The following is a 19671-nucleotide window of genomic DNA, read 5'->3' on the forward strand; positions in this document are numbered from 1 at the left end:
GCGCATTCGGGCGATGCGCAGCATCGTCCCGCGCGCCGGGAGAGGGCTTTCTCCTCTTGGGGATTGTCCCATTGCGGAAACACCCTCTCCCCAACCCTCTCCCGCAAGCGGGAGAGGGAGCGCACTTCCCTTGCCGCAATCAGGCCTGATCACATCACGTCTAAGCCAGCTCCGACACCTCGCCCTCGGGCAGGCCGAACGCGAACGTGTTCAGCGTCATCGATACCAGCGTGTAATAGCCGCACAGCCCGATCACCTCGACCACGCCGCGCTCACCGAGCAGCTTCACCGCCTCATCATACAAGCCCTTTTCGACGCCGTGGCCCTCATGCAGCGACTTCGCGAGATCGTAGATCATCTTCCCCTTGGGATCGTCGAACTCGGGCGTGCGGCGGTCGCGGATCGCATCGATGATCTCGCCCTTCATGCCGCCCGCAAGCGCGAGGCGCTTGTGTGCGTACCATTCGTAATGCGCCGTCCAGTGCCGCGCCGTCACCAGGATCGCGATCTCCGAAAGCCTGGCTGGGAATATCGTGTCGAAGCGCATGACCTCGCCGAGCCGCGTCGCGTGACGCGCCATCTCCGGGCTGTTGAGCCAGGCCATCATCGGCGGCGGCGGCTTACCGCGCTTGCCCGCGATCGACTCGTCGTAGGTCTGCCGCTGGCTCTCGTTCATTTCGCCAGGCGAAAGAAGCTTCAGGCGCATTGTCGTTTCCTCTTTGTTTCAAGCACCGTCTTGGCGCGACTATAGCCGAATGCGGCTCGCGGAAGTGGTTGAATTCCGCGGGGGCTTGGCCCAGAGTCGTGCCCAACAAGTCTTTTGATTGATGGAAACGACCATGAGCGACACTGAAACCGCCGATCTCGAAACATTCCGCGATGAGGCGCGCATCTGGCTCGAAGCCAATTGCCCGCCGGAAATGCGCAAGCCCGCGACATCGGATGCCGACGTGTTCTGGGGCGGGCGCAACGCAAAATTCTCGTCCGAGCCGCAGCGCATCTGGTTCGAGCGGATGCGCGACAAGGGCTGGACCGTCCCTGACTGGCCGAAGGAGTATGGCGGCGGCGGCCTGAGCGCGGCCGAGCACAAGGTGCTGCGCGCCGAGATGGCGAAGATCGGCGCGCGCCCGCCGCTGTCGAGCTTCGGCATCTGGATGCTCGGACCGGCGCTCTTGAAATACGGCAACGACGCCCAGAAGAAGGAGCATCTGCCGAAGATCGCCGCGGGCGAGATCCGCTGGTGCCAGGGCTATTCCGAGCCGAACGCCGGCTCCGATCTCGCTTCGCTCCAGACCCGCGCCGAGAGCGACGGCGACGACTTCATCATCACCGGCCAGAAGATCTGGACCTCCTATGCCAATTACGCCGACTGGATCTTCTGCCTGGTGCGCACCGATCCCACTGCGAAGAAGCATGACGGCATCAGCTTCATCCTGTTCGACATGACCTCGAAGGGCGTCTCGACCAAGCCGATCCTTTTGATCTCCGGCTATTCGCCGTTCTGCGAGACCTTCTTCGACAATGTCCGCGTGCCGAAGTCGCATGTGGTCGGCACCATCAACCGCGGCTGGGACGTCGCGAAATATCTGCTCCAGCACGAGCGCGCGATGATCTCAGGGATGGGCGAGCGCGGCGTCGGCCGGCCGCTCGGCCAGATCGCGGCGGACTCCGTCGGCACCGATGCGCTGGGGCGGCTCGACGATGCCATGCTGCGCGGCCAGATCGCGCGCTTCGATGTCGATGAAGCCGCGCTGGCTGCCTGCGCCGAGCGCGCGGTCGATCTCGCCAAGGCCGGGCAGGCGCATCCGGCGTTCTCGTCGGCGATGAAATATTACGGCACCGAGCTCAACAAGCGCCGCCACGAGATCCTGATGTCGGCCGGCGGCGTCGATGCGCTGGAATGGGAGAGCGAGCGCTCCAGGCAGGGCGCGCGCCCTCGCGCCTGGCTGCGCACCAAGGCCAACTCGATCGAGGGCGGCACGTCCGAGGTCATGCTCGGCATCGTCGCCAAGCGCATCCTGGATCTGCCGGGGGCGTAATTCACCGTCGTTCCGGGGCGGTCCGCAGGACCGAACCCGGAACCTCGAGATTCCGGGTTCGCGCTATCACGCGCCCTGGAATGACAGCAACAAACACGCATTCCACCAGACGTTAGAGACTCAAGCACATGGCCCTCGTCCTCACCGAAGAACAATCGATGCTCCGCGACAGCGCGCGCGGGCTGATCAGCGACAAGGCGCCGGTGTCGCACCTGCGTCATTTGCGCGACAGCAAGGACCCCACCGGCTTCTCCAAGGAGCTTTGGCATTCCTTTGCCGAGATGGGTTTTGCCGGTCTACTCGTGCCGGAAGAGTTCGGCGGCAGTGGCCTCGGCCATGTCGAAGCCGGCGTCGTCATGGAGGAGATCGGCCGCACCCTGATGCCATCGCCCTTCCTTGCCACCAGCGTGGTCGCGGCCTCGGCGCTGAACCGCGGCGGCAATTCCGCGCAGAGATCGGAATATCTGCCGAAGATCGCAAGCGGGTCGCTGCTCGCAACGCTCGCAATCGACGAGGGCGCCAAGCATCGTCCGCTCCACACCGGCTTGCAGGCCGTGCGCGCCGGCAACGGGTTCAAGCTCAGCGGTGCCAAGGCGCTGGTGGTCGACGGTCACGTCGCCGATCTCCTGATCGTCGCCGCGCGCACGACGGGCGCCGCCGGCGAGCGTGAGGGGTTGACGCTGTTCCTGGTGAACCCTGCGGCGAAGGGCGTCGCGATCGAGCGCACCATCATGGTCGATGCGCACAATGCAGCGCGGATCGAATTCGCCAATGTCGAGGTCAATGCCGACAGCGTGCTCGGCGAGGTCGATCAGGCGGCCGGCCTGCTCGATGGCGTGCTCGATATCGGCCGCGGGGCGGTCGCCGCCGAAATGGTCGGCCTCAGCGAGGAGGTGTTTGGCCGCACCGTCGAGTACCTGAAGAGCCGCAAGCAGTTCGGCAAGCTGATCGGCGAATTCCAGGCCCTCCAGCACCGCGCCGCCGAGCTCTATGTCGACATCGAGATCACCCGCGCCGCAGTGATGAAGGCGCTGCAGGCCCTGGATGCCGACGTTGCCAAGGCCGGCTCAGCCGTCGCAGTCGCCAAGGCGCGCGCCGGCACCACCGCCACGCGCGCGGTGCAGGAAGGCGTGCAGATGCATGGCGGCATGGGCATGACCGACCAGTTCGACATCGGCTTCTTCATGAAGCGCGCCCGGGTCTGCGAGGAATTGTTCGGCGATGCGAACTACCACACCGAGCAGCTGGCGAGGGCGCGGGGGTATTGATCCCGTAGCCCGGATGAGCGAAGCGACATCCGGGAATGTCGCGGGCACCGGCCCCGCATATCGCTTCGCTCATGCGGGCTACGGCAGTAATGCAAGCCGTCATGGCCGGGCTTGTCCCGGCCATCCACGGTCTTGCGGTGCCCAAAAACGTGGATGCCCGGGACGAGCCCGGGCATGACGATTGAGAGCGAAGCGTGAGCCTTGGCTCAAGCTCGCAATGACGGACGTTAGACCGCCCTACCGCATCGGCGGTGCGTACTGCACGCCGCCCGCGTTCCACAGCTGGTTCATGCCGCGGGGGATCTTCAGCTTGGACTTCTCGCCGATGTTTCGGTCATACATCTCGCCGTAATTGCCGACGTGGCGGATGATGCGCGCCGCCCAGTCCTTGGTGAGGCCGAGCTGCTCGCCGTAACGGCCTTCGGTGCCGACGAGGCGCATTACTTCCGGCTTCTTCGACTTCAGGGCCTCGTCGATGTTCTCCGAGGTGACGCCGAGCTCCTCGGCGTTGATCATGGCGTACAGCGTCCACTTCACGATCATCATCCAGTCGTCGTCGCGCTGACGCACCACGGGGGCGAGCGGCTCCTTGGAGATCATGTCCGGCAGGATCATATGGTCGCCGGGTTTCGTGAGGTTCAGCCGCAGCGCATAGAGCTGGGAGACGTCGGCCGAGAGCGTGTCGCACCTGCCGGTGTCGTAGGCTTTCACGACATCGTTGAGGTTATCGAACTTCACCTCTTCATACTTCATGTTGTTGATGCGGAAGTAATCGGCGACGTTGAGTGTCGTCGTGGTTCCGCTCTGCACGCAGACCTTGCTGCCGGTCAGGTCCAGCGAAGTCTCCTTGTTGCGCGTGCGCGGCACCATGAAGCCCACGCCGTCGTAATAGGCCACCGCCGGAAAATACAGGTCGTAGTCGAGCTCGCGCGCCATGCTCCAGGTCGTGTTGCGCGAGAGGATGTCCACCTTGCGGCTCTGCAGCTCCTTGAAACGCTCATTGGCGTCGAGCGGAACGAATTTCGCCTTGCCTGGATCGTCGAAGATCGCTGCGGCGACCGCGCGGCAGAAATCGACGTCGAAGCCGGTCCAGTTGCCCTTGTCGTCGGGGATCGAGAAGCCCGGCAGGCCCTTGTTGACGCCGCACAGCACCTCGCCGCGGCGAACGGTGCGCTTCAAGGTGCGGGTGTCGTAGAATTCATAGATGATGGCCAGGACGGCGACCAGCACGGCGACGGCAAGCCCGATCAGCAGGCCGCCACGAAAAGTGCGCATCATGTTGTTCTCTCGAAAAACCGGGAAAAGGAATCAGGCGAGGACGGAGAGCATGATCCGGATCCGGAGGGCCGCGTGAGCGCGAAGCGCGAAGCGGCCGTCCGAAAAGATCATGCTCGAACCATAAGCTCTAAAGCTCGGGCTTCTGCCGGATGACCACCTTGGTGCCAACAGGAACGCGATCATAGAGATCGGCAACGTCATTGTTGACGAGGCGGAAGCAGCCGGAAGACACCTTGGTGCCGATCGTGTCGGGGCGGTTGGTGCCGTGGATGCGGTAGACGGTGGTGCCGAGATACATGGCACGGGCCCCCAACGGATTGCCGGGGCCGCCGGCCATGAAGCGCGGCAGATAGGGCTGGCGCTGGATCATCTCCGGCGGCGGCGTCCAGTCCGGCCATTCCTTCTTGTTGGTGATGGTCACCAGCCCCTGCCACTGGAAACCGTCGCGGCCGACGCCGATGCCATAGCGGATCGCGCGCCCGCCAGGCTGCACCAGATAGAGGTGCCGTTCTGCGGTCGAGACGATGATCGTTCCGGGCGGCTCGGTGGTGCGGAAGTAGACCACCTGCTTCTGCCATTCCGGATCGAGCTGGTAGCCGTCATCGGCGATCAGGCCCGGCTCGTCCCCGCGGTCCGGCTGCTGGGCGAAGGCCTGCGGCGCGGACAGGATCAGTCCCATCGCAGCCACAAACATCCCGGTCAGGCGACGAAAATCCGTCATGTAAAGCTCTCCCCGCTGCCACAGCGCAAATCAATCATGAACCATCAAACCTGAGGGGCAAGTTCATGGCAAGTTGATGGCGCGCCGCCCTGGTATGTCACGAGAATACTTTGGCTTTTTGACGGGCCGGAGCAATGCCACGAACAGGGGATGGCGCGAAAAGCAGTGATTGTCGCGGCGGTGGTAGTCGGCTCCCTCCCCCGCTTGCGGGGGAGGGTTGGGGAGAGGGTTTCTCAACAACGGGACGCTCCCCCAGAGGATAGAACCCTCACCCGCGCCTTCGGCGCGACCTCTCCCGCAAGCGGGAGAGGCTCAGACCGAGTTCGCCGAAACGTCAAGCTTCGACAAGTGGCACTGAATGCCAGCTAAATCTTGTTGCTCTCCGCCGCAATTCCGAGGCGCCGAACGATCTCGACCGCCACGGCGCGCGCCTCGGCACGCGACCCGATGCGGGGGCTGCGAAATCGCCGCCTCGAGTGCAACCGGATCACGACGATGCAGTGCTCGTCCTCGGACCGGCCGCGGCGCTCGACGGAGATCGTCTTCACGTCGCGTCCCTCGATATGGTCGGCGCGCAGGCTGCCATCGCCCCATAGGCGCTCGATGCGAATGTCGGCCGGCCGGATGATCCAGAAGGCACCGGTGACCAGGTTGGCGTATCTGTAGACGACGAACGCCGCGATCGCGCCGACGGGCAACAGCGCGATGTCGATCGGGCCCGGCGGCAGGCCGCGCCAGAGCTTGTAGGCATAGGGAACGGCGCTCACAACGACCGCGATCAGTGCAACGATGTAGATGTCCCGCGCCGGAAACGGCTCGATCGGTTCGCCGAGATGCATCTCGGGATTGCTGGCATCGAGCGGATTGCGAGGTGCCTCGACATTGGGAACGCCGAATTGCGTGGCGATCCGGGTCACGGTGTCATGCACATGCGTGACGTCCGAGATCGGCGGGGACGTCAGGCGTTCCCCCGAGGCCAGCGTGAAGGCCAGCTGGAAACGCGCTTTCACCCTCTTGTTGCCGGGAACCTGCAATTCCCTGATGTCGTCCTTGGGCACGACCCGCGTGCGGAGCTTTCCGAACGGGCGCTGCTGCCCGATCAGGATCTCGCTCGGTGTGATGATCCACACCACCGCTGGCGCCATCATGATGCCGACGACGAAGCCCGCCCCCACGAGCAGCGCGACCACGGAGATCGCGATTTCCAGGATGTCGCGCGTGAACAGGCCCGGCGTGAAGCACAGCGCAACCGCGGCCGCAAAGCCGGACATCACCAGCCGCTGCGCGATCGAGGCGCCCTCACGAAGGCGGATGTCGGTGCTGGTGGTCGCGTCGTCCATCGCGTCGGCTGATTGCTTCGCTCGCGAAACTCCACGGACGGGTCCGTGGAGTCAAGCAACAAGGGCGACAACTGAAACCCGCCCCGCGACGGCCGCGCGGCGTCAGCTGTCGACGTTCAGCAGCCTTGCCACGGTGCGGTCGATCTGGTCATAGCTGCCTTCGCCGGCGTGCTGGAACACGATCTTGCCGCTCCGGTCGATGATGTACTGCGCCGGCCAATATTGGTTGCGATAGGCGTTCCAGGTCTTGGAATCATTGTCCTGCGCCACCGGATAGGTGATGCCGTGGCGCTTCAGCGCGGCCTGCACGTTCGCGGCCGACCGCTCGAACGGGAATTCCGGCGTGTGTACGCCGACCACGACGAGGCCCTTGTCCTTGTACTTGGCATAGAGGCCGGTGACGTGCGGCAGCGTGTTGACGCAGTTGACGCAGCCATAGGTCCAGAAGTCGACCAGCACGACCTTGCCGCGGAGGTCGGCGATGCTGAGCGGTTTCGAGTTGAACCAGTTGTTGATGCCGGTGAAGTCGGGCGCGGCCTGTTGGCTTGCGGCGGCGACGCGGACGGGGCTTGCGCGGGAAACCTCGTCGCAGACGCCGGGGATGACGGCGCCGGTGACGGTGAAGGCGATCAGTGCGGCGGAAACAGCGAGCAGTTTGAGAGTCATGGAAGCGTCCTCCGGGTGAAATCTTCGACGGTCAGAGGCCGATCTGGCCGGTGGGATAGAAGCGGGTGAGCCACGCCACGATCAGCGTGTCGTACTGGAAATAAGCCGCGACCGCGAAGCCGATCACGACGACGCCAAAGCCCTGTTGCAGCCGCGGCGAGATGCGCGCGAGGCTGCGCACGCGCGTGGTCGCGGCCTGTCCGCCATAGGCGATCGCCAGCATCGGGATCGCCGCGCCGATGGCGTAGGCGACCAGCAGCGTGCCGGCCCAGGCAGCATCCTTCGAGGTCGCGACCAGCGTCAGGATCGAGCCGAGCACCGGGCCGGCGCAGGGCGTCCAGACCAGGCCCAGCGTGGTGCCGAGCACGAGGCCACCGAGCGCGCCCTCGCGCTGCGCGCCGTTCGAACTGCCGAGATCGAGCCAGCCATTGAGCCGTGCCGACAGCCACTCGAACGGCGCCGGCCACAGCATCAGCAGGCCGAATCCGAGCAGCAGGATCGATGCGGCTTCGCGCAGCACGTTCGGGTCGAAATCGAACAGCCGCGTGATCGCACCGAGCAGCAGCGCGACTGCGGAGAACGAGATGACGAAGCCGAGCGCGATCATCGCCGGCCGCAGATGCCCGACGCGCCCGATCGAGGCGCCGAGCAGGATCGGCAGCATCGGCAGCGTGCATGGCGCGGCAACGGTAAGGAGGCCGGCAAGGACGGCGAAGAGGAGGTCGAGCATTGGCCCTCGTGGATGGGGTCACGAGGGCAGTTCGCGTCCGGAGCGTCGCACGTTACGCGACGTCACGCGGTCGTGACGGCGCAGTCGGTGGGGAGGTCGTCATGGCCCTCTCGAGGCCGCTTCACCCCCAAACACAAAACGACCCGGACGGGGCATCGTCCGGGTCGCTGGAGGTCCTTGGGAGGCTTAACGAAACCGTATGGGGACTTTATAGGAGGGAAGTTTTTCCGCCTGATGTTGCGCTTTGTTTCAATTGTTTCGTCGGCGGTAACACTTCCGTGTCCGGGGGCGGGGCCTGCGATGCGGTCCTACCCCGTTGAATTGATTGGAGTTAGGCGGCGAAACGATCGACGCCGGCACCCTTCAGCAAATCGGCCAGTTGCTTGCGGGCATAGAACATCCGCGTCTTCACCGTGCTCTGGGGGATGCCGATGATCTGCCCGACCTCCTCCACCGATTTCTCGTGATAGTAGACGAGGTTGATGATCTCCCGATGCGCAGGCGACAGCTTCTGCACGCAGGCGCGCAGGATGGCGCTGGTGTCGCTGCGGTCGAGCGAAGTCTCCGGCGTGTCGGCACCATCGGCAATCTGGCGCACATCTTCCTGGTCGATGTCCTCGAAGCGGCGCTGGCGCATCGCGGTCAGCGCCTTGAAGCGGGCGATCGAGAGCAGCCAGGTCGAAACCTGCGAGCGGCCCTGGAATTGGCCGGCGGTCCGCCACACATCCAGAAACACCTGGCTGACCAGGTCTTCCGCCGTGGTGGCATCGCGCACGATGCGCAGGATGAAGCGGTACACCCGCACATTGTGTCGGCAATAGAGAATGTGCATGGCCGTCCGGTTGCCGTCGGCAATGCTCTCGAGGAGCATGTCGTCCGAGGTCGCCTGAGCGGCGATGATGCTCTGGCTGGCTTGGGCGTTGATGGCGATGACGTTCGGCATTGACTTGGCTCCCCGTAGCGCCGCGACCAAGCGGCGTTTCCTTAGGCTGAAGTGTTAATGAGCCAACGTTTCGGGATGTCTGCACGAAAAGGCGAAAATGGTTTCGTGCGCCGCCAAATTGTTTCGTCGCAGCGGCCGCGACGAAACATTCGGGGCAAAAAGGCGTGGAATTTCAATGTACGGAAAATACGGGGGCGGGGATTTGGGGCTGAGCGGAGGCGCCGGGAACGTATTTCTGGCTGTTGCGTTCGGTGTCGTCCGCCCGCGCCGTGATTCCGGGGTCGCCCTGCGAGTGCCCCGGAATGACGTCCCTACGCCTTCTCGCCGGCCGGCGAAAACAGATAGCCGCCGCCACGAATGGTGCGGATCACGGCGGGCTTGGCCGGATCGGGCTCGATCTTGCGGCGGATGCGCATGATGCGGAGATCGACCGCGCGGTCGAAGGCCTCGGCGTCGCGCGCATTGGCCAATTCCAGCAGGCGCTCGCGCGACAGCACGCGTTTCGGATTGGCCGCGAACACCTTGAGGAGCCCGAACTCGGAGGCCGTCAGCGGATGCTCGTTGCCCTCGTCGTCGCGCAACGCCTGCGCCTCGAGATCGAGCCATTTGGTGCCGAAGCGCACCAGCTGCTCCTTGTCCGATTTCGCCGCCGCCTCGGGCACTGCTGCCCTGGCCGGCACGCTCCGCCGCAGCACCGAGCGGATGCGCGCCATCAGCTCGCGCAGCTCGCAGGGCTTGGCCACGTAATCGTCGGCGCCGAGCTCGAGTCCGACGACGCGATCGATCGGGCTCGCGGTCGCCGTGAGCATGATCACCGGCACGTTGATGCGGCTCTTGAGGTCGCGAATGATCGAGAGCCCGTCTTCCTCGGGCATGTTGAGATCGAGCACGACGAGGTCGGGCATGCTGCCCTGGATCGCGGCGCGCAGGCTCTTGCCGCCGTCGCACAGCGTCACGGTGAAGCCGTGCATCTTGAGGTAATCGCCGACCATCTCCCGGGCCGGGGCCTCGTCGTCGACGATCATGATGTGCTGGCTTTGGGTCATGGGCTCTCCATCACGGCGTTTCAGTCGCGGGGAGGGTGATGGTGAAGGTCGATCCCTTGCCGGGGCCCTCGCTGTCGGCGGTTACCTCGCCGCCATGCATGTCGATGATACGCTTGACGATGGAGAGCCCAAGCCCCGTCGAGCTCTCGCCGGCGGTCGGTTTTGCCGACAGCCGCTGGAACCGGCCGAACAGGCGGCCGAGATCCTCCGGCGACAGGCCGGCGCCCTCGTCGCTGACGCGGACGATGGTGTCGCTGCCCTCATGGCTGACGGCCACGTCGATCTTGCCGCCGATCGGAGAGTATTTGATTGCGTTGCTGATGAGATTGTCGATCGCCTCGCGGATGCGGTCGGTGTCGCACATGGTGACGATGTTGGGCGGCGCGGTGACGCTGATCGCCTGCTGCTTGTTGACCGCGAGCGGCTGGTTGGCGTCGGCAACCTCCTTGGCCAGCGCGGCGACGTCGACCGGCTCGCGGCGGATGGTGATGTCGAAGGCATCGGCCATCGCATCCGAGATCAGATGGTCGACCATCGTGGTCAGGCGCTTGGTGGCGTCGCGAATGTGGTCGACCTGGGCGGCCACGCCGCTTTCCGAGGCGCCGGTCGAGATCAGCTCCTTCAGCATCTCGGTGCGGCCGAGAATGACCCCGAGCGGATTCTTCAGGTCGTGCGCGACGGTGCCCAGAATCTCGTTCTTGAAGCCGTTGGCGCGCTGCAGCCGCAGCCATTGCGCCGAGAGCCGGCGGTTGGCCTGCATCAGCGCGCGGGTGCGCTGGGCGACGCGGTCCTCGAGCTGGGTGTTGGCGTCCTGGAGCTGCTGGTAGAGGATCACGTTGTCGAAGGCGATCGAGAGCCGGCTGGAGAAGATCTCGACCAGCGACCGGTCGGTCTCCGACAGCTCGCGCTCGGCCTGGAGCAGCACCACGACCTCGCGGCCGCTTCCGGTGCGCAGATAGATCACGCTGCGGTGGTCGGCGAATTCGTTCTTGCGGCGCTGGAACGCGGCCTCGACCATCTCGCGCAGGTCGGGATCGAGTGCCTTCGACGTGGTGGTGCCGATGAAGCGGCTGTAGCAGCCGCTGCCGGCGAGCACCGAGAGCTCGGGGTCGACGCCGCCATTGTCGCGCAGGACCAGGATGCCGGCGCAATCGACGTTGAGCAGCGAGGCGAGCTGGGTCAGCACGCCCTCGGCGAGCCGCTGCATCGACTTGAAGTCGTACAGCGTCGAGGCGGCATCGATGATGATCTCCAGCCCGCGCCGTGTCTGCACCATGCGCTCGAGCTGCTGATAGGAGCGCAGCGCCGCGGTCAGGGAGGTGAACAGCTTGTCGGCGGTGAGCTCGGTCTTGGCCTTGTAGTCGTTGATGTCGTACTGCACGATCACGCGCCGCTCCGGCGCCTGGCCGGGCTGGCCGGTGCGCAGGATGATGCGCACGGTCTCGTTCCTGATCTCGTTGCGGATGAACTCGACCAGTTCGAGGCCGGCGACGTCGGTCTCCATGATGACGTCGAGCAGCACGGCGGCGATGTCGCCGTGCTCGGCCATCAGCTTGCGGCCTTCCGCTGCGGAATGGGCCGAGAGGATCTCCAGGCTCTGGCCGTTGAGGCTGTAGTCCGACAGCGCGAAACGGGTGCCGTCATGCACGGCCGGATCGTCGTCGATGACGGCGATCTTCCACTTCCGGGCGTTACTATCCTCCGACGCGGTACCGGTATCGTCGATCAGGTGGAGGACATCGTCCTGTTCGGCCATTGCGAAGATCCGTCACTTTCTGTGCTTTGCGTGCCGCCCTTGGCGACGCGGGGCATGATAATGCGAAAAGTAGTGCCTTGTCCCAGCTTGGATTCCAGCACCATGCGGCCGCCGAGCTGCTGGGTGACGAGGTTATAGACGATATGGAGGCCAAGTCCCGTGCCGCCTTCATTGCGCCGGGTGGTAAAGAAAGGGTCAAAGGCCTGGCGCTGCACGTCGGGGGTCATGCCGGCCCCGTCGTCGGCGAAGCTGATCTCGATGTCGTCGGTCCCGCGCGGCCGCGCCGAGATCGCGATCGTGCCGGCGCGCCCATCGGCGAAGGCGTGGTTGGCGGCGTTGAGGAACAGGTTGGTCAGGATCTGGCCGTAGGAGCCGGGATAGCCGTCGAGCAGCAGCCCCTCGGGCACGTCGACCTGAAGCGTGATCGGCGACCGCTTCAGCACCGGGCGCAGGCTGGCGATGATCTGCTCGGTGGCTTCGCTGAGCGAGAATTGCCGCCGCTCGATATGCGATCGATCCACCGCAACCTGCTTGAACGACTGGATCAGCTCGCCGGCGCGCTGGAGGTTGGCGACGAGCTGCTGCGAGGCGTCGCGTGAGGATTGCACGAATTCCTCCAGCTGCGACCGGCGCAGGCCGCCCTCGCCCCTGAGCTGGGCCTCGAAGATCTCGGTGCGCCGGGCCAGGCTGGAGGCCACCGTGAGGCTGATGCCGATCGGGTTGTTGACCTCGTGCGCGACGCCGGCAACCAGGCCGCCGAGCGCCGCCAGCCGTTCGGCATCGATCAAATTCTGCTGCGCGGCATTGAGCTCGAGCAGCGCGCTCTCGGCTTTCTCCTTGGACGCGCGCAGCTCGTCCTCGGTCTCGCGCTTGGCGATCGCGTTCTCGCGGAACACCTCCACCGCGCGCGCCATGGCGCCGACCTCGTCGCGCGCCTTGGTGCCCTGCACCTCGCGATCGAGGTCGCCGAGCGTGATCGCACGCATCGCGGTCATGATCTGCTGCAGCGGCAGGCGGATCGACAGTGCGATCAAGACGCCCGCGGTGAGGATGATGCCGAGGAAGATGACCGCGATCGACAGCACCCGCCGGGAAATATCTCCCAGCGTGCGGTCGAAGGTCTCCTGCGCCTTCTGCTCGCGTTGGCGCATCTTGCTCGAGAGGTCGTCGATGGCGCCGATCGCCTCGGCCTGGCTGGCGTCGATGGTGTTGCGGAGCAGCTCGGTGCGGCTCGCAAGCTGCTCGGAGAGCTTGGCAAAGCCCTCCCGCAGCGCCATGGTGCGGGCCGCAAGCCGCCGCAGGGCCATCTTCTGGAGGTCGTTGTCGGCGAGATCGATCATGACCGGGATGGTCTTCTCGATCGTCTCGGTGTTGCGGCGCGCGTCGTCGGCGGCGCCCGATGACTGCGACAGGTAGTAGGAATTGGCCGCCACCAGCATCGCGGTGAAGGCCTCGCGGGACTTGCCGAGCGAGGGCCAGATCAGCGCGTCGCGATGGCCGGTGGCGCCCTCGATGATGGAATAGAGGCCGGCCATGTCCCTGGCCGGGCCCTGCACCTGCTCCTCATAGGTCTTGGCGATCGTCGCCTGCACGCTGCGCAGCTCGCCGAAGCCGTTGAGGAAGCGATCGGTGGTGCGCTCCAGCTCCTCGACCGAGCCCGACAGCATCGGGTCCTTGGCGGCGCGGTTGGTCAGCGTGCCCAGCACCGCCTCGCGCAGCAGGAGGATCTCGGCGAACAGGTCCGGGCTCGGCTGGTTGATGTAGCGGTGGATCAGGTTTTGCAGCCGCCCGGTCTCGCTTTCGAGCAGCGCCAGGATCCGGTCGGACTCGCGCACCTGGCGCACGTCGTGCCAGGCCGAGCCCAGCACCTGCGCGCCGTTCCAGATCATCGCCACCAGCACCACGACCACGGCGGAGTTCAGCGCGGCGATCGACAGGATGCGCCAGCGGATCGGCACCGCCCGCAGCACGCCGACGAGCCGCGCGCGCAGCTGCCCGATCGGGCCGGGCGGCCTGTCCGCGTGTTCGTGATGTCCAAGTGCAGCCAACAGGCCTCACTCCACCTTGCGAATGCGTTCGATCAGCGCGGCCGCCGCAGGATCGCGTCCGGCCTTGGCGTAGATTGCGGCCATCGCCTCCTCGAACGGCTTGCGGTCGATGTCCTTGACGATGGTCACGCCCGCGTCCTGCGCCTTGCGCTGCGACTGCTCCTCGAGGTCGCGCCACTTCTCGCGCATGAAGCGGCTCGAGCGCTGCGCGGCCTCCCTGAAGATGATCCGGTCGTCCGGCGACAGGCTCTGCCAGGCCTTCAGCGAGATCACCAGCACCTCCGGGCTCATCGTGTGCTCGGTGAGCGTGTAGTGGCCGGCATGCTTGTAATGGTCCGTCGTCACGAAGGATGGCCAGTTGTTCTCGGCGCCGTCGATCAGGTGGTTGGCAAGCCCGGTGAGCACCTGCCCGTAGGGCAGCTCGACCGGTTCGGCGCCGAGCGCGCGCATCATCTGGCTCATCAACTCCGACTGCTGCACCCGGATCCGCAATCCCCGGAGATCTGCGACGCTTCGGACCGGGCGGACGCCATTGTAGATCGACCGCGCGCCCGAATCGTAGAAGCAGAGTCCCACGAATCCGTAGGGCTCGAAACTGTTCAAGATCTCGCTGCCGATCGGCCCGTCCAGCACGTTCTGCATGTGCTCGATGGACCGGAACAGGAACGGCATCGCGAGCACGTTCATCGCCGGGACGAAATTACCGATCAGCGCCACGTTGGTCCGGTTGAGGTCGATCGCGCCGGCCCGGGTTTGCTCGATGGTCTCCTTTTCCTCGCCGAGCTGACGGGAGTGGAACACCTTGATCTCGTGCCGGCCGCCGCTGCGCTCGGCGATCAAGGCGCCCATGTAGCGCAGCGCCTGGACGGTCGGGTAGTTCTCGGCCTGAGTGTCGGCGGCGCGAAATTCGCGCGCAACGGCGCCCGTCGTCCAGACGGTAAGCAGAAGCGCGACGAAGATCACCCCGGTCCGCGAAGATTCGGCACGGTTCAACACTGGCACACTCGACCCCTCAGTGGTGGAGTCTATGGTAGAAGGAAAAGGTTCAATGCAATCTAACAGATGGTCATGGGAAGGCCATCCCGCCGGTTCCGCAGGGCAGAATTGTGCGGCGCGGCCGGCGCTCATTCCCGGTTGAAACCGCCAATGCCGCGCCTTAAGCAAGGCAGCCGTCTTCCGGCGTGCGGCAAGGGAAGAGCCACCGTGATGTCAGCACTGCGCCTTTTGCAGCTCGTCGCCGCCCTTGCGGCTCTCTCATTGGCCGCGCCTGCGCGTGCCGCCACCGACATCGCGCTGTGGCACGCCATGTCCGGCGAGCTCGGCCGGCAGCTCGACAAGCTCGCCTCCGACTTCAACGCCTCGCAGTCCGACTACCGGATCGTGCCCGCTTACAAGGGCAATTACACCGAGACGGTGACGGCCGCGATCTTCGCCTTCCGCTCGCGCAGCCAGCCGGCGATCGTCCAGGTCAACGAGGTCGCCACCGCAACCATGACTGCGGCCAAGGGCGCGATCTATCCGGTGTTCAGCCTGATGCGGGACCAGGGCGAGCCGTTCTCGCTGGACGATTACCTGCCCGCGGTCTCCGGCTACTACACCGATGCGGCCGGCAATCTGCTGTCCTTCCCGTTCAATTCCTCGACCCCGATCCTCTATTACAACAAGACCATGTTCCGTGGGGCGGGCCTCGATCCGGAGGCGGCGCCGAAGACCTGGCCGGAATTGGGAGCGGCCGCGAAGCGCCTGCGCGACCGTGGTGCTCCTTGCGGCTTCACCACGTCCTGGCCGTCCTGGATCCATGTCGAGAATTTCTCCGCCTTCCACAATCTGGCCCTGGCGACGCGGGCGAACGGCTTTGCCGGGCTTGATGCCGAATTGACCATCAATAATCCGCTTCTCGTCAAGCACATTGCCCAGCTCGCGGAGTGGCAGAAGACCGGGCTGTTCGACTACAGCGGCCGCGGTCAATCAGCCGAGCCGCGCTTCCAGAAAGGCGAATGCGGCATCTTCATTGGCTCCTCGGCGACGCGTGCCGACATCAAGGCGAATTCGAAATTCGAGATCGGCTACGGCATGATGCCGTACTGGCCGGACGTGAAGGACGCGCCGCAGAACTCGATCATCGGCGGCGCCACGCTTTGGGTGCTGCGCGACCGTCCCCGCCAGGAATACAAGGGCGTCGCGCGGTTCTTTGCCTATCTGTCGCAACCCGCCGTGCAGGCCGCCTGGCACCAGAACACCGGCTATCTGCCTGTGACCCGCGCCGCCTTCGAGCTGACGCGGTCGCAGGGCTTCTACGAGCGCAATCCGGGCTCGGCGATCTCGTTCGAGCAGATCACGCTGCATCCGCCGACGGAGAACTCCAAGGGCATCCGGCTCGGCTCCTTCATCCTGATCCGCGGCGCCATCGAGGACGAGCTGGAGCAGGCCTTTGCCGGCCAGAAGAGCGCGCAAGCCGCACTGGATTCCGCCGTCGAGCGCGGCAACAAGCTGCTGCGCCAGTTCGAACGCGCAAGCCCGGACAGGTAGGGGCGTTTGCGAATGAGCCTGGCTGTCGCCGCGGGCACGGTGCGCTCCCTCCCCCGCCTGCGGGGGAGGGTTGGGGAGAGGGTGTCTCCGCAATGGGACAATCCCCAAGAGGAGAAAACCCTCACCCGGCACTACGTGCCGACCTCTCCCGCAAGCGGGAGAGGTGCACCATTTCCTGGGCCGGCACTGAATCAAACAAAGCAATTTCGCGCGAGCGATTGCGGATGAGCCTTGCGCCATCGCAACAACTTCCCGACCTCACCGATGTGGAAAGCTTCCGCGCCTTTCGCTCAGCTCCCTCACAATGGCTCCCCATCGCGCTCGACATCGCGCGCGGACACGGTCTCGATGTCAGCGCCCCGCATGTGTTTGCGACTGGCACCAATCTCGTGGTCGGCCTGGGTGAAACGCTGATCCTGAAAATCTTCCCGCCGCTCTTGCGCGCGCAGTTTATCTCCGAGCGCGGTTCGCTGACGCAGCTCGCCGGCCATCTCGATCTGCCGATTCCCGAGATCGTCGCCGAAGGTGAGCGCGACGGCTGGCCCTATCTCGTCATCACGCGCCTTGCCGGCACGCTCGGCTCGGAGGTCTGGCCGTCCCTGCCGGAAGACCAGAAGGAGCGCGTGCTGCGCCAGATCGGCGAGACCATCGCTTCCGTGCAGCGCGTCCCTCTTGGAGAGCTCGCGCAGATCGAGCCGCGCTGGGACGACTTCATGCGCCGGCAGATGCAGGGTTGCCGCGCCAGGCACACACGTCTCGGCCTTGCGCCGAAATTCCTCGCCGGTCTCGACGATCTCCTCCACGATGCAGCTCAGCTGATTCCGATGGATGCGCCGCCGGTGATCCTGGTCGGCGAATACATCCCCGAGAATTTTCTGCTCGCCTGCGATGACGGCCAATGGTCGCTCAAGGGCCTGTTCGACTTCGGCGACGTGCTCGCGGGATGGCGCGACTACGACCTGCTCGGCCCCGCCGCCTTCATGGCGGCGGGACGGCCGGGCCGGGTGAAGAGCCTGCTCGAAGGCTTTGGCTATACGAAGCTCGATTTCGCGCTCAAGCGCCGCTTGATGGCCTTGATGCTGCTGCACCGCGCCAGCGACCTCAACAGCCACATCTGCATCGCGGGTTGGCAGGACAAGGCGGACGATCTGGTTGAGCTGCAGGAGCTGATCTGGGCGGGGTGAGCGCCGGCCCCCCGTCATTCCGGGGCGCCGCGGAGCGGCGAGCCCGGAATCCATTGTTCCGCGCATGTTGCGGCCCGATGGATTCCGGGCTCGATGCCGCGCATCGCCCGGAATGACGGCGGGGATCGTACCGTTATACCGTGGCTTGAAGGATTTTCGTGCCATCGCCTTCCGAATGGGCTCCTCTATTTGTTGGCCTATATTTTAAGCATTTGCCTCTCTTTGTATGCAATACGAGGCGTGATCGCTCTCTCCAACTTCCGCCAGAAATGGCAGACATGATTGGAATCAGTATGTTAATCCGCGGGTAATACCTCGTTAAGCTCTGGCACGAACCTTGCGAAGTCAGTTCCAACCAAAACGTTGTGTTGGAGCCATTTCATGAAACGCCGCGATTTCCTCAAATCCGTTTCCGGGTTGGCCGCCGGAGCGGCGCTTCCGGCCATGCCGTCCGTGATCTCCTCCGCCAAGGCCGATGCCCGCTCGGAGACGCTGCTGATCGTCTCGGAGGGCGGCCCCAACAATCTCGACATCCATGGCGTCGGCACCAACGTGCCCGGCTACGAGGTGTCCTGGAATTGCTACGACCGCCTGATCAGCCACGAGATGAAGAGCGGCCCCGGTGGCGTGCCCTATTACGATCGCGACAAGTTCAAGGGCGAACTCGCCGAGGACTTCAAGATCGACGACATGTCGGTGACCTTCAAGCTCAAGAAGAACGCCAAATTCCACGACGGCGCGCCTGTTACCGCCAAGGACGTCAAGTGGTCGCTGGACCGCGCCGTCAGCGTCGGCGGCTTCCCGACTTTCCAGATGAGCGCGGGTTCGCTGACCAAGCCGGAGCAGTTCGTCGTGATCGACGATCATACGGTGCGCGTCGACTTCCTGAAGAAGGACAGGCTGACGATCCCCGATCTTGCCGTCATCGTGCCCTGCATCGTCAATTCCGAGCTGGTCAAGAAGAACGCCAGCGAAAAGGATCCCTGGGGTCTCGAGTTCACGAAACAGCAGACCGCCGGCTCCGGCGCCTACAAGGTGGTGAAATGGACCGCCGGCACCGAAGTGGTGATGGAGCGCAACGACGACTGGGTCGGCGGTCCCCTGCCGAAGATCAAGCGCGTGATCTGGCGCATAGTGCCGCAGGCCGGCAACCGCCGCGCGCTGCTCGAGCGCGGCGACGCCGACATCTCCTATGAGCTGCCGTTCAAGGATTTCCAGGAGATGAAGGCGAACGGCAAGCTCAACGTGGTGTCGCTGCCGTTCTCGAACGGCATCCAGTATATCGGCATGAACGTGACCAAGCCGCCGTTCGACAATCCGAAGGTGCGGCAGGCGATCGCCTATGCGATGCCGTATCAGAAGATCATGGACGCCGTGCTGTTCGGCCTTGGCAATCCCATGTTCGGTGCGCCGAAGGACAAGCCGACCGAAGTCGCCTGGCCGCAGCCGCACAAGTACAACACCGACATGGAGAAGGCGAAGGCGCTGCTGGCCGAGGCCGGCTATGCCAACGGTTTCGAGACCACGATCTCGTTCGACCTCAACTTTGCCGGCGTCAACGAGCCGCTCTGCGTGCTGGTGCAGGAGAGTCTCGCTCAGCTCGGCATCAAGACCACCATCAACAAGGTGCCCGGCGCCAACTGGCGCACCGAGCTCAACAAGAAGGAGATGCCGCTCTTCACCAACGTGTTCTCGGGCTGGCTCGATTATCCCGAATACTTCTTCTACTGGTGCTATCACGGCAATAATTCCGTCTTCAACACCATGAGCTACAAGTCGGCGGAGATGGACAAGCTGATCGATGGCGCGCGCACCGCTGCTTCAACCGGCGACACGGCGACCTACGACAAGGACGTGAAGGGCTTCGTCGATCTCGCTTTCACCGACGTGCCGCGCATCCCGCTGTATCAGCCCTTCGTCAACGTCGCGATGCAGAAGAACATCAGCGGTTACCAGTACTGGTTCCACCGCAGGCTCGACTATCGCGCGATGGCGAAGGGGTGAGGGGACATGGGTGAGGTGAGCACGCTCTTCAGACTCCCTCCCCCCTTGTGGGGGAGGGTTGGGGAGAGGGGTAGCCACGAACTCCGACCTCTCCCGGGGCCACCCCCCTCCCTAGCCCT

At 64.8% G+C, this 19671-nt stretch carries 16 protein-coding genes; 5 read left to right on the forward strand and 11 right to left on the reverse strand.

The window, feature by feature from the left end; translation table 11 throughout:
* Positions 1-160 precede the first annotated feature (160 nt).
* Positions 161-706, reverse strand: coding sequence for a carboxymuconolactone decarboxylase family protein (locus IVB23_RS22745; RefSeq protein ID WP_247800109.1), 546 nt, complete (start codon positions 704-706; stop codon positions 161-163).
* 133 nt (positions 707-839) lie between these two features.
* Here IVB23_RS22745 and IVB23_RS22750 point away from each other — a divergent pair, with 133 nt between their 5' ends.
* Positions 840-2039 carry an acyl-CoA dehydrogenase family protein gene (locus tag IVB23_RS22750; protein WP_247800110.1) on the forward strand — a complete coding sequence of 400 codons (1200 nt, stop codon included), beginning with the start codon at positions 840-842 and terminating at the stop codon, positions 2037-2039.
* Positions 2040-2167: 128 nt separating this feature from the next.
* Complete coding sequence (locus IVB23_RS22755; RefSeq protein ID WP_247800111.1) at positions 2168-3307, forward strand: acyl-CoA dehydrogenase family protein; 1140 nt, start codon at positions 2168-2170, stop codon at positions 3305-3307.
* Positions 3308-3544: 237 nt separating this feature from the next.
* On the opposite strand, the gene IVB23_RS22760 is transcribed toward IVB23_RS22755, so the two are convergent.
* The 10 genes from IVB23_RS22760 to IVB23_RS22805 form a co-directional block, all read right to left on the reverse strand.
* Complete coding sequence (locus IVB23_RS22760; RefSeq protein WP_061880242.1) at positions 3545-4582, reverse strand: amino acid ABC transporter substrate-binding protein; 1038 nt, start codon at positions 4580-4582, stop codon at positions 3545-3547.
* Between the two features lie 130 nt (positions 4583-4712).
* Positions 4713-5306 (reverse strand): L,D-transpeptidase, encoded by a 594-nt coding sequence (locus IVB23_RS22765; RefSeq protein ID WP_131874707.1) that lies wholly within the window; start codon positions 5304-5306, stop codon positions 4713-4715.
* Positions 5307-5671: 365 nt separating this feature from the next.
* Positions 5672-6646 carry a hypothetical protein gene (locus tag IVB23_RS22770; protein WP_247800112.1) on the reverse strand — a complete coding sequence of 325 codons (975 nt, stop codon included), beginning with the start codon at positions 6644-6646 and terminating at the stop codon, positions 5672-5674.
* Positions 6647-6748: 102 nt separating this feature from the next.
* A complete protein-coding gene (locus IVB23_RS22775; RefSeq protein ID WP_247800113.1) occupies positions 6749-7312 on the reverse strand; it encodes a thioredoxin family protein in 564 nt (187 codons plus the stop codon).
* A 31-nt stretch (positions 7313-7343) separates the two neighbouring features.
* A complete protein-coding gene (locus tag IVB23_RS22780) occupies positions 7344-8042 on the reverse strand; it encodes a cytochrome c biogenesis CcdA family protein (RefSeq protein ID WP_247800114.1) in 699 nt (232 codons plus the stop codon).
* Between the two features lie 331 nt (positions 8043-8373).
* Complete coding sequence (locus tag IVB23_RS22785) at positions 8374-8985, reverse strand: sigma-70 family RNA polymerase sigma factor (RefSeq protein WP_035674686.1); 612 nt, start codon at positions 8983-8985, stop codon at positions 8374-8376.
* 311 nt (positions 8986-9296) lie between these two features.
* A complete protein-coding gene (locus tag IVB23_RS22790; RefSeq protein WP_061879740.1) occupies positions 9297-10031 on the reverse strand; it encodes a response regulator in 735 nt (244 codons plus the stop codon).
* Between the two features lie 10 nt (positions 10032-10041).
* Positions 10042-11787 carry a DUF3369 domain-containing protein gene (locus tag IVB23_RS22795; protein ID WP_197968693.1) on the reverse strand — a complete coding sequence of 582 codons (1746 nt, stop codon included), beginning with the start codon at positions 11785-11787 and terminating at the stop codon, positions 10042-10044.
* Positions 11757-13835 (reverse strand): ATP-binding protein, encoded by a 2079-nt coding sequence (locus IVB23_RS22800; protein WP_210343556.1) that lies wholly within the window; start codon positions 13833-13835, stop codon positions 11757-11759. The genes IVB23_RS22795 and IVB23_RS22800 overlap by 31 nt, the downstream gene beginning before the upstream one ends.
* A gap of 6 nt (positions 13836-13841) precedes the next feature.
* A complete protein-coding gene (locus tag IVB23_RS22805) occupies positions 13842-14837 on the reverse strand; it encodes a TRAP transporter substrate-binding protein (protein WP_197968694.1) in 996 nt (331 codons plus the stop codon).
* A gap of 204 nt (positions 14838-15041) precedes the next feature.
* Here IVB23_RS22805 and ugpB point away from each other — a divergent pair, with 204 nt between their 5' ends.
* From ugpB to IVB23_RS22820, 3 genes are all read left to right on the forward strand, one after another.
* Entirely contained in the window at positions 15042-16364 is a 1323-nt protein-coding gene (ugpB, locus tag IVB23_RS22810; RefSeq protein WP_247800116.1) for a sn-glycerol-3-phosphate ABC transporter substrate-binding protein UgpB, read from the forward strand.
* A gap of 224 nt (positions 16365-16588) precedes the next feature.
* Positions 16589-17548, forward strand: a complete 960-nt coding sequence (locus IVB23_RS22815; protein WP_247800117.1) for an aminoglycoside 3'-phosphotransferase/choline kinase family protein — start codon at positions 16589-16591, stop codon at positions 17546-17548.
* A 381-nt stretch (positions 17549-17929) separates the two neighbouring features.
* On the forward strand, positions 17930-19552 hold the full coding sequence (locus tag IVB23_RS22820) for an ABC transporter substrate-binding protein (RefSeq protein ID WP_247800118.1): 1623 nt from the start codon (positions 17930-17932) through the stop codon (positions 19550-19552).
* The last annotated feature ends 119 nt before the right edge of the window (positions 19553-19671 follow it).

The sequence above is a fragment of the Bradyrhizobium sp. 191 genome, from assembly GCF_023100985.1.
Classification (GTDB): domain Bacteria; phylum Pseudomonadota; class Alphaproteobacteria; order Rhizobiales; family Xanthobacteraceae; genus Bradyrhizobium; species Bradyrhizobium diversitatis.

Bases quoted from the DNA above. Each gene is read 5' to 3' on its own strand.
- IVB23_RS22745 (WP_247800109.1), bottom strand. From the start codon at position 706: ATGCGCCTGAAGCTTCTTTCGCCTGGCGAAATGAACGAGAGCCAGCGG.
- IVB23_RS22750 (WP_247800110.1), top strand. From the start codon at position 840: ATGAGCGACACTGAAACCGCCGATCTCGAAACATTCCGCGATGAGGCG.
- IVB23_RS22755 (WP_247800111.1), top strand. From the start codon at position 2,168: ATGGCCCTCGTCCTCACCGAAGAACAATCGATGCTCCGCGACAGCGCG.
- IVB23_RS22760 (WP_061880242.1), bottom strand. From the start codon at position 4,582: ATGCGCACTTTTCGTGGCGGCCTGCTGATCGGGCTTGCCGTCGCCGTG.
- IVB23_RS22765 (WP_131874707.1), bottom strand. From the start codon at position 5,306: ATGACGGATTTTCGTCGCCTGACCGGGATGTTTGTGGCTGCGATGGGA.
- IVB23_RS22770 (WP_247800112.1), bottom strand. From the start codon at position 6,646: ATGGACGACGCGACCACCAGCACCGACATCCGCCTTCGTGAGGGCGCC.
- IVB23_RS22775 (WP_247800113.1), bottom strand. From the start codon at position 7,312: ATGACTCTCAAACTGCTCGCTGTTTCCGCCGCACTGATCGCCTTCACC.
- IVB23_RS22780 (WP_247800114.1), bottom strand. From the start codon at position 8,042: ATGCTCGACCTCCTCTTCGCCGTCCTTGCCGGCCTCCTTACCGTTGCC.
- IVB23_RS22785 (WP_035674686.1), bottom strand. From the start codon at position 8,985: ATGCCGAACGTCATCGCCATCAACGCCCAAGCCAGCCAGAGCATCATC.
- IVB23_RS22790 (WP_061879740.1), bottom strand. From the start codon at position 10,031: ATGACCCAAAGCCAGCACATCATGATCGTCGACGACGAGGCCCCGGCC.
- IVB23_RS22795 (WP_197968693.1), bottom strand. From the start codon at position 11,787: ATGGCCGAACAGGACGATGTCCTCCACCTGATCGACGATACCGGTACC.
- ugpB (WP_247800116.1), top strand. From the start codon at position 15,042: ATGTCAGCACTGCGCCTTTTGCAGCTCGTCGCCGCCCTTGCGGCTCTC.
- IVB23_RS22815 (WP_247800117.1), top strand. From the start codon at position 16,589: ATGAGCCTTGCGCCATCGCAACAACTTCCCGACCTCACCGATGTGGAA.
- IVB23_RS22820 (WP_247800118.1), top strand. From the start codon at position 17,930: ATGAAACGCCGCGATTTCCTCAAATCCGTTTCCGGGTTGGCCGCCGGA.